This window comes from Photobacterium sp. WH24 (assembly GCF_019204055.1).
In the GTDB taxonomy this organism is placed as follows: Bacteria; Pseudomonadota; Gammaproteobacteria; order Enterobacterales; family Vibrionaceae; genus Photobacterium; species Photobacterium arenosum.
In genome coordinates this window covers 135,261-147,729 of the sequence record NZ_JAGSOZ010000008.1, presented here as the reverse complement: position 1 = coordinate 147,729, position 12,469 = coordinate 135,261, and the positions used below count along the sequence as shown (strand labels likewise).

The 12,469-nt window shown below is 41.9% G+C and carries 10 protein-coding genes; 9 read left to right on the top strand and 1 reads right to left on the bottom strand.

Going from position 1 to position 12,469, the window contains the following annotated elements; genetic code table 11:
• Positions 1 to 121 precede the first annotated feature (121 nt).
• Positions 122 to 1,618 carry a sodium/proline symporter PutP gene (gene putP, locus KCG43_RS11790; RefSeq protein ID WP_218385054.1) on the top strand — a complete coding sequence of 499 codons (1,497 nt, stop codon included), beginning with the start codon at positions 122 to 124 and terminating at the stop codon, positions 1,616 to 1,618.
• A 61-nt stretch (positions 1,619 to 1,679) separates the two neighbouring features.
• Here the strand turns inward: putP and KCG43_RS11785 are convergent, their stop codons facing one another.
• Complete coding sequence (locus KCG43_RS11785) at positions 1,680 to 2,132, bottom strand: MarR family winged helix-turn-helix transcriptional regulator (protein ID WP_218385052.1); 453 nt, start codon at positions 2,130 to 2,132, stop codon at positions 1,680 to 1,682.
• Positions 2,133 to 2,257: 125 nt separating this feature from the next.
• Between KCG43_RS11785 and KCG43_RS11780 the strand changes: the two genes are divergently transcribed.
• The 8 genes from KCG43_RS11780 (at position 2,258) to KCG43_RS11745 (ending at position 12,420) form a co-directional block, all read left to right on the top strand.
• Positions 2,258 to 2,683 (top strand): organic hydroperoxide resistance protein, encoded by a 426-nt coding sequence (locus KCG43_RS11780; protein WP_218385049.1) that lies wholly within the window; start codon positions 2,258 to 2,260, stop codon positions 2,681 to 2,683.
• Between the two features lie 181 nt (positions 2,684 to 2,864).
• A complete protein-coding gene (locus KCG43_RS11775) occupies positions 2,865 to 4,058 on the top strand; it encodes a tetratricopeptide repeat protein (protein WP_218385047.1) in 1,194 nt (397 codons plus the stop codon).
• Between the two features lie 141 nt (positions 4,059 to 4,199).
• Positions 4,200 to 4,865: a CatB-related O-acetyltransferase gene (locus KCG43_RS11770; protein WP_370630687.1), complete on the top strand. Its 666-nt coding sequence runs from the start codon at positions 4,200 to 4,202 to the stop codon at positions 4,863 to 4,865.
• Positions 4,866 to 5,137: 272 nt separating this feature from the next.
• Positions 5,138 to 6,331 carry an acetate/propionate family kinase gene (locus KCG43_RS11765; RefSeq protein ID WP_218385043.1) on the top strand — a complete coding sequence of 398 codons (1,194 nt, stop codon included), beginning with the start codon at positions 5,138 to 5,140 and terminating at the stop codon, positions 6,329 to 6,331.
• 374 nt (positions 6,332 to 6,705) lie between these two features.
• Positions 6,706 to 7,152 carry a pyridoxamine 5'-phosphate oxidase family protein gene (locus KCG43_RS11760; RefSeq protein WP_218385041.1) on the top strand — a complete coding sequence of 149 codons (447 nt, stop codon included), beginning with the start codon at positions 6,706 to 6,708 and terminating at the stop codon, positions 7,150 to 7,152.
• 1,218 nt (positions 7,153 to 8,370) lie between these two features.
• Entirely contained in the window at positions 8,371 to 9,822 is a 1,452-nt protein-coding gene (locus KCG43_RS11755; RefSeq protein WP_218385039.1) for a class I tRNA ligase family protein, read from the top strand.
• Positions 9,819 to 10,820, top strand: coding sequence for a hypothetical protein (locus tag KCG43_RS11750; RefSeq protein ID WP_218385037.1), 1,002 nt, complete (start codon positions 9,819 to 9,821; stop codon positions 10,818 to 10,820). Before KCG43_RS11755 ends, KCG43_RS11750 begins: the two co-directional genes overlap by 4 nt.
• Before the next feature lie 547 nt (positions 10,821 to 11,367).
• The gene (locus KCG43_RS11745) at positions 11,368 to 12,420 is read left to right on the top strand and encodes a hypothetical protein (protein ID WP_218385035.1); all 1,053 of its coding nucleotides are present in this window, start codon (positions 11,368 to 11,370) and stop codon (positions 12,418 to 12,420) included.
• The last annotated feature ends 49 nt before the right edge of the window (positions 12,421 to 12,469 follow it).

Genomic DNA, 12,469 nt, shown 5'->3' with positions numbered 1-12,469 from the left:
GACTCTCAGGTACGTTGTACGAGGTGGAGCAGAACCCAGTCAGCACAGAGGCTGAACTAAATCAGCATCATTCAATAAGCTCTTGCAATGACGGGAGCAACAATAATGAGGGAACTCAAACATGATAGAAAATAGCTTTGCTATCACAAGCACGTTTATCGTGTATCTGATTGCTATGCTTGCAATCGGTTATTACGCCTATAAACGTACTGCCAACTCATCTGATTACTTTCTTGGTGGTCGTTCGCTAGGGCCTTGGCCAGCGGCACTGTCTGCCGGTGCTTCTGATATGAGTGGCTGGCTATTACTCGGATTGCCGGGCTATGCCTTTGCAGCGGGTATCGAATCACTGTGGCTGGCGGGTGGCCTGTTGTTAGGTACTTACCTGAACTGGCTGATTTGTGCCAAGCGTCTTCGTACTTATACCATTACCGCTGAAAATGCGATCACCATTCCTGAGTATCTGTCGAACCGCTTTAAAGATAACTCCAAGCTCATTCAGACAATTTCAGCCTTCTTCATTTTGTTGTTTTTCCTCTTCTATACCAGTTCAGGTTTAGTGGCAGGCGGTAAGTTGTTTGAAACCGTATTCGGTATGGATTACAAAATTGCCGTTGTGATTGGTACGCTCTGCGTAGTGTCTTACACCCTGTTTGGTGGCTTCCTGGCGGTATCCTGGACTGACCTGGTGCAGGGCCTGCTGATGGCGGCGGCACTGATGATAGTGCCTATCGCAGCAATGCAAGGCGGTTTTGGCGATCTGGCGGCGTCTCTGGAAGCCAAGAACCCGGAATTAATGACCTTGTTTAACGACGTGAAAGGTGAGCCGCTGACGGTAATCAGTATTATTTCTCTGGCCGCCTGGGGCCTGGGTTATTTTGGTCAGCCTCACATCCTGGCACGTTTTAACGCCACCCGTTCTAACCGTGATATCACAACGGCGCGTCGTATCGCTGTGATTTGGTCGGCGCTGTCTATGGCCGGTGCGATCCTGGTGGGTCTGGTCGGTATTCTGTATGCCGATAACCAGCTGGGCGGTAATCTGGCAGATGGTGAAAAAATCTTCATGTTGCTGGTGAATGCCATTTTCCATCCAGTGCTGGCCGGCATCCTGCTGGCGGCGATTCTGGCGGCGATCATGAGTACGGCTGACTCCCAGTTGCTGGTGTCGTCTTCCGCGCTGGCTGAAGATTTTTACAAGCAAGTGATCCGTAAAAACGCCTCAACAGAAGAAATCGTTACTGTGGGTCGTGTGGCGGTTATCGTACTGTCGATTATTGCACTGATGCTGGCAATGAATCCTGACAGCACAGTGCTGGGTCTGGTGTCTTACGCCTGGGCGGGCTTTGGTGCCGCATTCGGTCCTGCTCTGCTGCTGAGCCTGTACTGGAAAGAAATGAACCGTAACGGCGCATTGGCGGGTATTGTTATCGGTGCCCTGACCGTGGTTATCTGGAAACAACTGACAGGCGGCATCTTCGACATGTATGAAATTGTTCCCGGATTTGTCTTTGCTACGGTTGCCATTCTTGTAGTCAGCAAAATGACAGGGGGAGCGTCTTCAGAATTGCACGCCCAGTTCGATACCTATGAGAAGAATCTGAAAGAGTTTGACTAAAACCTTTAGCAAACCCTGACTCTCTGAATGCGCAGCTTTGGCTGCGCATTTTTTTTACCCGTTACTCTACAGCAGACAGTTGCGCATAGAGCGTATCGCAGGTGGATTTGAGGGCTTTTAGTGTTTCCAGCGGCATATCCAGTTTGCAAAACAATGCGGCTGGCACTTGCTGCGCGTTCTGCTGCAGGGCTTTGCCTGCATCTGTCAGGCTGATCTCGCGAACTCGTTCATCCGTTTCACTGCGTTTGCGACTGACCAGTCCTTTCCCTTCAAGGCGTTTCAGCAGCGGTGTTAATGTGCCTGAATCGAGATGAACTTTCTCGCCTAACGCTTTGACACTCAGGCATTCTTTTTCCCACATCACCAACATCACTATGTATTGCGAATAAGTGAGATTGAGCGCATCCAGTATGGGCCGATAAGCGCGGATCATGGCGTTAGAAGCGCTGTACAGCGAAAAACAGATCATGTCATCCAGTGTGACTCGGGCTGGTATTTCAGTGGAATTGGCCATGTTCCATCTCCTGAATGGATAGAGTTCAATTAAATTGCGCACAATATACTTGCGTTCGAACTGAAAATCGATATAAGATTGCGTGAAATTAAATTGCACACAACTTAATTGTTAGAGGTTATCTGATGAAAACAATTTACACCACTTCCGCAAAAGCAAGCGCTGGTCGCAATGGTCAGGTGAAGAGTGATGATGGTTTGCTGGATGTTTCTCTGAGCTATCCCAAAGCACTTGGCGGCAGCGGAGAAGCTACGAATCCAGAGCAACTCTTTGCCGCGGGTTACTCGGCTTGTTTCTCAAATGCAGTGCTGCATATTGCGGGTCTTCAGAAACTGGGCTTGCGTGAAGCACCGACAGAAGCAAAGGTTCGGTTACTGGCTAAAGAAAGTGGCGCTTTTGCGTTAGCGGTTGATTTGTCCGTTGAACTGACGATGGATGATCAAGCAGCCATTGAACTGGTGAGGTCAGCCCATCAGGTATGCCCTTACTCCAATGCCGTACGCGGAAATGTGGAAGTCAGCCTGGCTGTGAACGGCATTTCGCTGGATTAAGCGTCGCAGACATTGGTGATTTTTCTGTCCCGGTTTTCGCAGAATCTCTGCTCAAACCGGGATTTTTGTGCTGTTTTCGGTACCCTGATCTGACCAGCTTCAAAATCAGAGAAAATATAACTTTAGATTTATCCCAAAATGCCGTTATTACAAAGAATACAGATTTGTTTTAAGAGGGGTTATGTCACAACTCGGTTTAGGCGTTTGCCTGGGCATTGTATTGCTGATTGTGGCGGTTTCCCGGTATTTTGCACTGATGAAAGACGTTCGTGAGGCTGCCAGAGAGCAGGCACTCAAGGATGAAAAATACCGACAGGTATTAGAACAGGCAAAGGCTGTTGAACACGAAGAAAAAGTCAAAAAGGCGCAGTCAGGTCATATTCCCAGCATTTTATCGTTAGCGAAGGAAAATGAAGTTGGCAATCTCCGTGTGGCATTAGGCTGGTACCAGAAAGCTGCTGAACTAGGGAATGAAATCGGACAGAATGCGTTGGCACGGTTGAGTCGTCAGGATGTTGATGATCCTCACGGTGAGGCCAAGTCGCGCTATTGGGAGTGCCTGGTCAAATCAAACAACAATGAACCAGAGGCCTTGTTTGAACTCGGTCGTTTTGAGATCCGAGGCTATGGTACTGCGATCAATACCACTTCGGGTGTCGGCCACCTGATCAAAGCGGCTGAAATGGAATATGTGCCGGCACAGCTGTTTCTGGGTGACTGGTACGTGGTGGAGTCGAATCCGACCCCATCGCCGCGTCGTGCCTTTTTCTGGCGTTTAAAGTCGGCCGTGAATAACGATGCGATGGGCTGTATTAAAGTCGCCTATTGTTTCCAGACCGGAGTGGGGGCGACGCGAGATCGCCGGCGAGCCATTTACTGGCTGGAGAAAGCGGCCGAGCTCGGCAACCTGGAGGCCCAGTATCTGGCGGGGAAAATGCATCTGAACAATGACCAGCCAGTTACCAATGTGACCGATGCCGCTGTTGCGTATATCTGGTTTTCTGTGGCGTTTGCTTCGGGATATCTGGATGCCAAAAAAGAGCGGGATACAGCGGTTCAGCATGTGGGCATTGAGTCAATTTTGAATGTTCAGAAAGTGGCGAAGCAGATTTATAAGTATTTGCACAACCCGCCAGTACCTGTGCATTCCACCATGGATTTGCTCGACAAAATGTATGACAGGTCTAAATACCGTCCGACTGATGCTGAGCTGGACGCCGCTTTAGGCCGCATCAATGAAGACATTGATGTGGATTCAGCGGTGCAAACGAATCCTGATCCTTCTGCGTCCAGGCAGGGTAACGGTTCACAAAATACGGCAAAAAAAGACTGGAGCGGTGAAATGATCGCTGCTGAGTCAGTGTCATCCGCATAAGCGAAATCTCTGCCATTTTTCAGCCGTTGCTGAGTTGTTGTCTTAGTTGGGTGACAGCATAGCGCGGCTGCTTCCAGACAGTTACATTATACTGACATAAAAAGTCGCAGTTTTTTGCGCATGTTTGAGTATGAGGTAATGATGGCGACTATCTTTCCTTCCTGGCTTGGTGGTTATGAGCTGAATAAAAAAGTGACTAACCCGAACATTATTGTCGGGGACTTTACTTACTATTCCGGCTATTACCACGACAAGCACTTTGAAGATCATTGCGTACGTTACCTGATGGGCGATCACTCCACAAAAGCGGTGTGGGAATCCGGCATTTTTGGTGAGGTCGATAAACTCATCATAGGTAAATTCTGCTCGATCGCTTCGGGTGCCATTTTTATGCTGGCAGGCAATCAGGGACACAGACACGATTGGATATCGTCTTACCCGTTTGAGGTGAGTGAATTTGGTGACAAAGTTAAAGCCGGTTTTGCCAGAGCGGGTGATACGGTTATCGGCAATGATGTCTGGATCGGCAGTGAGTGCGTCATAATGCCAGGTGTACACATAGGTGATGGCTCAGTGATCGGCGCGCGGGCAGTGGTCACCAAAGATGTTCCGCCTTACAGTATAGTGGTCGGTAATCCTGGCAGAGTTGTTAAGTCACGGTTTAACGGCAGCGAGGTGGCTAAGCTTCTGGAAATGAAGTGGTGGGACTGGCCATTATCCATGCTGAAAGCCAATATGGATGTGATGTGCAGCAACGACGTTGAGGCTATGTACCAAAGGTATCTGTCTTCGTCTGAAGCGAACTAGGCGCTATACCCGTGACGGATCAGCGGATGTACATCTCTTCTCTTTGTTGAACTATCGCTCTGTTTTTTGATTCCTTGCAAAAAAATTTTGTATTTTTACATTAAATTTGAATATTGTGTTGAATCATTCAAAAAAAATTGAGTATTATGGTGCAGCACAAGATGCTATGAATCTGTTGCTCCACATCAATTTATTAGCATCTGTGCCGACAACATCTGTTGTCAGGGGGCACTGAGTGCCAAATAAGCCGACAATCTTCTGGTGGAATCCCCATGCGCCATTCACTTGTACTCGTTATTAATTCCGGAAGCTCTTCGCTTAAATTTGCTTTGATCGATGCCGTCAGTGGTGATGCAAGACTGACAGGGCTGGGGGAGTGCTTTGGTCTCAGCGATGCCTCTGTCAGCTGGAACTATGACGGTGAGAAATCCAGCTTTGCGCTGGAAGCGACAGGCAATCATCATCAGCAGGCGATTGATCGTCTGGTGCTATTGCTCGATGAACTGGGCCTGAAGCAGGACATCATTGCCATTGGCCACCGTGTGGTTCATGGCGGCGAGCGTTTCAGTGAAACTGTGAAAATCGATGAACATGTGCTGACAGAGATTGAAGCGCTGAGTGAGCTGGCGCCATTGCATAATCCGGCGCACGTTATCGGCATCCGCGCGGCGATCAGTGCTTTCCCCTACCTGCCGCAGTACGCAGTGTTCGACACAGCCTTCCATCAAAGTATGCCTGCTAAAGCGTATCGCTATGCGTTGCCTCAGAAGCTTTATCAGGACTTGGGTATCCGTCGCTATGGCTTTCACGGCACCAGCCATTTCTTTGTTAGTCAGGAAGCGGCCAAACAGCTGGGGAAACCGGCAGAAAAAACCAATGTGATCACTGTGCATTTAGGCAACGGTGCATCGATTTGTGCGGTGCGTAATGGCCAGAGTGTTGATACCAGTATGGGCTTTACCCCAACAGCCGGCCTGATGATGGGCACCCGCTGCGGCGATTTAGACCCGGGTATCGTGGATTTCCTGATCAACAAAGGCTGGAGTCAGGCGGATGTGCAGCAAGCCCTGAACAAAGAAGCAGGCTTCCTGGGTGTTTCCGGCTTAACCAGCGACTGTCGCGGCATTGTTGAAGCCATGGAAGAAGGCCATGCCGGTGCGAAACTGGCTTTCGAAATCTTCACTTACCGGGTGGCGAAATACATTGCTTCTTACATGGTGGCATTGGAAGAGTTGGATGCCATCGTATTTACTGGCGGCATTGGTGAAAACTCCCTGCCGGTACGCAGTGAAGTGCTTAAGTACCTGAAAATTTTCGGCTACCGCGAAGATGCCACGGGTAATGCTAACGCCCGTTTCGGCGAAAAAGGCGTGATCACTAAACCCAATACCCCTATGGCGATGGTGATTCCGACCAATGAAGAATGGGTGATCGCCAGAGAATCCATGGCGCTGCTGCATGCATAGCAGAAAGTCATGCTGATATTGAAGAACGGCCCCGAGTTAGACTCGGGGCTTTTTTTCGCGCAGATAATCAGTCGGGCTGAATCACTTGTCTGGTGACGAATCTCTGAACGGGAAACCACGTTGCCACCGTGTTGCGGCAAATCATTCGTATGTACCTCCGATTCACATATCTTCATCGCGTCTTGTCCTGAGCGATGTAGTTTTTCCTGTGCACATTGATGGGGATTCAACCGCTTCATTGCCGTTCAGCAATGGGGCAATACAGGGGGTAGAAATGAAATTATTCGAAGGTGTGATGTCTGTCTGCTTTTTTTTTTGACAATGAATGAAGCGGATATTAAAAATTATGCAACGGTATTCTCAGGAGACGAAAAATGCAGCTGAAAGAGTACGCTGACAGAAGTGTTTTGTGCTGGTTAGCGACTGTTGGACATGATTCACGACCCAATGTATCTCCGAAAGAGATTTTTACGCTCTTAGATGAGACATTGATGCTCATTGCAAACATTGCTTCACCAGGGAGCGAAACAAACATTCTGCTGAATCCTCAAGTCTGTGTGTCTTTCGTTGATGTTTTTGAACAACGCGGGTTTAAGGTTACCGGAAGTGCAAGGATTGTAAACCAGGAAGATAGTCGGTGGGAAGGCTACTTGTCTGAGTTACGCAAATTGGCTGATGAAAAGTATCCGATAAAGAACATTTTTGAGATTCGTATTGAATCATTCTCGAAAATTGTTGCACCTGGTTACCATTTATTCGCTGATACAACGCCGGAAAGCCAGATTGAAAATGCTCTATCGACCTACAAAGTGAGTCGGTAGTGTCACCGATATAAAGTGATGAGGTTTGCTTTGCAATAGAGATGACCTCGAATCAGTGGCTCAGTGAATTGTGCAGGGCAGGAGCATACTTTGTTAAATCGCATCAACATTGCATTCCGAGGCAATAATTACGCCTATATATGCACTTTTACGTTTTAACGCCTATAGAAATTGAGCTAAAAACATACTAAATGTTTGCATGATAGGCATTTGTTAACGTTTTTTACAAAGTGTGCTCTAGCCCTGGTGAATTGTGTCACGATAAATACTATTTAACTTTCAGGAAAGCCTCTGATGCGGTGCTGAGGCTGTCTGACGTCCTGCCAAGAGTTTATCAACGGCGACTGATGAAATAAGACAGTATTGAATATTATCTGCGGATAGTCTGAGTCGTCACTGTGAACGTTTTCATCCTGTGAACTGAGAACATTAAAAATAGTTACATCAATAATAAGTCAATTGATAGTGATATAAAAAACTAAAGTTTCCTCATCTTTCTGACAATCAATCAAAAAGCATCAGAAATTGATTCCTCGGTGGTCTGAATCTCGGAGTTATCGATGAAATCGGAGAGGAAAAGTTATTTTCAGATAAATTAAATTTTTCGTACAGGGTTGAATACTTTGAATCAATATTTGGTGCGCTTATTAAATGGATCTGAGTATTCAAGGAGGGGAGGTGGTGTCGAAAACCATCCGATAGAAGTATTTAATCGCATTCAAGACAAGTAATGATACCCACGGAAGCAGAGTCACATTATTAATTACAATATTGTCAATATAAGGTGTGTTTTTTGTTGGTTAATTCATCTTTATGTCTGGAAATGTTAACATAGTTGACTTATTATCTGTACATTGTTTCATTTTGGTTGTTGTGTTGTTTGATTTCGTGAGGGGCATCTGTAAAACCGTATAGAAGGGATTCATCGATAAATGGTGGAGATTAAAATCATTATTTTTTGCAGATCGCTCGTCAAAAGTTTAGCGGCTTATTGCGATCGGTATCTAAGTCGTAAGAGATTTTTCAGCATAAGGAAAGTCTGGTTTACGATAGAGGTGTTGTATATGAGGTCATAAGAAAACTTATGAGATGTTCAAAAAATAAGATCTGATACATTGACTTTTAGATAAATTATCAAAGTTTTTGATGAGCGACCGATAATAGCGGTGATTTCAGTCTATCGTATTTAAAGCAGTGATTAAAATAAATGGAGTAAAAATGATTAGTGGAAATAATTCACCAAGGATGTTTATTGTTTCACCACCACCAACCCCAAACGGTAGCTTACATTTAGGTCACATGAGTGGGCCATATCTTGCCGCTGATATATACAAAAGAATTCAAAAATGTAAAGAAAAAACCGTTTATTGTATCAGCACTGATGATAATCAATCCTATGTAGATAAAACCGCTGAGCGGTTAAATGTTTTCCCGACTGAATTAATTAAAAAGTCAAAACACGAAATCCTTGAAGTTCTTGAATCATTCTCGATTGATATTAACCTCTTTGGAGAACATGATAAAGAGTATGAAGATTATGTTACAAGTTTTTTTAGTGATTTATATAAGTCTGAACAAATTAAAATTGTTGAAACAGAAGTTTATTATGACCCAATTACGAATCAATATCCGATTGAGTCCTTTATATCTGGAATATGTAAAGAATGTTTTGATGAGTGTTGTGGTGGAATTTGTGAAACGTGTGGTTTTCCCAACAATGGAACAGATCTCATTAATTACAACCCATCACGACTAATTAAAAAAAATGAACCAAGATTAGTCATTGATTTAGAAGAGTTCAGACGAGAGATCGAAAAAAATTTATCAAATATCTCGATGCGTCCACGGTTAAAATTACTTGTCGACAGAATATTAATTAATCGATTACCAAAGGTAATATTATCACATAAGCTACCTCGTGGAATTAAACTTGAAGATTTGGGATTGCAAGGTCAAGTTTTGAATGTATGGGCTGAGATGTATCCTGGACACTTTTATTTTTTGAATAAAGCGTCAGGCGAAATGACAGGTGAAGAGGAGTATGTACAATTTTTAGGTTTTGATAATTCATTTTTTTATGTTTTTCTTCATCAGGCATTACAAGTAGCAGGATTACGTATTAAAAAGGAACTGCCAAAAGTCTCAGAATTTTATACGAATCAATTTTATAACTTGGATTCAGATAAATTTTCAACCAGTAAGGGACATGCTATTTGGGCAATCGATCTTGCGCAGAAATACAATTCTGATGCGATTCGATTTTATTTGGCAAAATTTGCACCTGAATATTCTGAACAAAGCTTTATCCTGGAGCATTTTTTGGTTGAAGGGAGAAGGTTTTGCTCACTGCTCAATGATATTTTGACATCCTGTGATCAAATAGAAAATAAAAGAACAAATGGTAAACTAGGGGATAAGTTATTTCTTTCTGTTCAGGAGAAAGGGCAATTTTCTATAAGGGAGATAGCAAAAGACTGTGAACTTAAGTTAAAGCATCTGCAAAGAATGATCCATGCTGGTGAGATTACAAAAGATGATGTGTATAAGACTTTACAAAATTTGCTATACCCGATTGCACCTAAATATAGTTATGTTTTAAAAAAAAGTTGTGATAATAAATTAAATAATTATGAACATTATGAGTTTTCTAAGTTAGAGTTTGAATTATGATTTATGATATCATAGTTTTGGGCAATGGCATTTTAGGTTCAATGGCTACCTATTTATTGTCTGAAAAATACGGAAATATTTTAAATATATCAACACCATATGCTTTTAGAAATGAAATATATTCTAGTCATTTTGATGAATCTAGGATTGTGCATTTCGATGATCAAGATCCATATTGGAATGATATGGCTAAAGAATCTGATAAATTTAATAAAGAAATATCAGTTAATTTGGATAGTCCGTTCTACCGGGATGTAAATTTTTATCAGTCAACACATGCCTGGCAAAAGCTGCATGCACAAGCGGAAAGCACCGAGAGTATAGACGGAGCACCTAGAAATGGTGCAATTCTGAATCCGATGCTTTACATCAATACATTGAAAAGTATGGCAGTTGAAAATGGAGTAAAATTTATTGAAAACATAGCAAACATAGAATATAGCAAAATGTTTTCTCATTATTATGTTCAGTCGAAAATGCGTACTTTTGTATGTAAGCGCATAATTGATACAAGGGGGGCTTATATTTGTTTAGATGACTTATCTATTGGTAAGGTTGCTGGGAAATCGTTGTACTTCTTTGAACATGATGCAGGAGTTAAAGATTTTTGTTTTTTAGTACCCATTTCTCATGAAAAATTTACAGAATGTTACGGTGTATACCAATATGACAAAGTTCGTTGTGTTGGTCAGTTGAAAATAGGATTTTCGGAAATACAGCCGGAGTGTCTCGATTCCAAGTCTTCAATTATCGATTGGTTTAGAAATTCAAGTTCGAGGGAATATAAGCATGCAGATGCAATTTATTTCATTAAAGAAAAGTTTAGTAACATTCAGAATGTAGCAATTAAACCCTGCATGTTTACTCTAACACAATCTGGATATCCTAAAATAGTGAGAGATAAGAATCTGATTAGAATTGCAGGATGCAATGGTAAAGCTGCAAAATGTGCATATTCAATGATTCGTTCAATTCTTACTGATGAGGGCTTTTTTTAAAATTGATGAAGATTGCCAACATTATATGCCGGAGAATATATGAAAATTAGAAAGTTTACGATGAACGATATAGATAAGTTGATCCCGTTGTCAGATCAATATCGTATTATTTATCAGCAAAACTCTGATGCTGCTGCTTACTTTTATTTTTTAAAGGCCAGGTTTAAAAAGATGACTATCTATTTCCTGCTGCAGAGATTGATGGTTTAATTGTTGGCTTCAGTTAAATATATCCTAATTCCTCTCCGGTGAAATTAAAGCCGCTTTGGATTTTAAATGATTTATATGTCTCGGATTATTATTGAAAACGAGGAATAGCTGAAAGGGTTTTAAAGTATGTTGATAAATATGCACAGAATAATACGATTGAGTTCATTTAATTAGAAAAATACAAAGAAAAAGTCAAGCGCAAACGTTGTATTAAAATAGATGAATTTTACTTCCATTTCAATGAAAGGGTTTAGTTATGTATATCCTGCATTTATATTTTTTTATAGCATTTTCAGTTTATAATTTTATGAGAGTCTCTATAAGCAGTTATTCACCTATGTTGGGTGAATCTGTTTTAATGATGACTGTGTTATTCTCTTTAGTTCCAATCCTGTTGGGAGGATACATTGGAACCATAGTAGATAAGTTGCCTGTTGAAAAAGTGATGGCAGTATCAACGTTTATCGTCCTTTTGTTTGTGTCTCTGTTCGATTTAAGCATCTATATGTTGTTTATCATGACACTATTAATTTCGACACTTTCTGTCATTGTAAATATTGGATGTATTAAGTTATGTAAAATTCATTTTGGTAGTAAGGGAATATACACACTAGCTTTTGTTGTCTCTTTTACAGGAATGTCGGCACCATTACTGTTCTCGGTAAAAGAAAAGTATAGTCTGGATTCAGGTGCAATTGTGATGACTTGTTTACTGGTGATGTTCATACTATCTTTGTTTGTTTTGTTAAAAAAACGTGTCTTAAGTGAAGATATCACAGAGCAAGCAATAAATTCTGATTCTAAAATTAGCATACCAAAACTAGCATTAATTAATACCATTGTTGGTAGTTATATGTATGTTTATGTTGCCTTTTTTTTCTTATTTATTCCAAGTTTATTCACAAAAAGTAGCTCATTAGAAGAAATCGGTTTTCTGATGTCACTTTATGGAATCGGTGTTGTCTCGATCCGTCTAATTATTTCGAAAACAAAAATTTCACTAACGAACAGTTATTACCTTATGGGAGTTGGTAAGTTGTGTTCGTTGATTAGTCTGATTTGCTTTTTCTCACTGCTATATTTCCATTACGAATCTTATGTTTTCGGATTTTCATCATTAATGATGGGCATCGGAACTGGATTAATGTTACCGACAAGCATCGTGATTAATCAAAATTTAACGAGTAATCTAAATTCTGGTAAAAACATGGGTAAGTTTACTCAAATTAACAAACTGTTTGAGTTAATTGGAGTTTCACTCATTGTTCTTACTTATGCATTGACAGGAAGTTGGTTGAATACGTTGTTATTATTTGTATTTATGTCATTGATAGTTGGTGCTATATATTTCATCCCTTTTCAAAGTGTTCGCACTGCAATAATTAGATAATACTATGTCGTTAATACGATGAGAATAAAATATAGCACTCAATTTGATA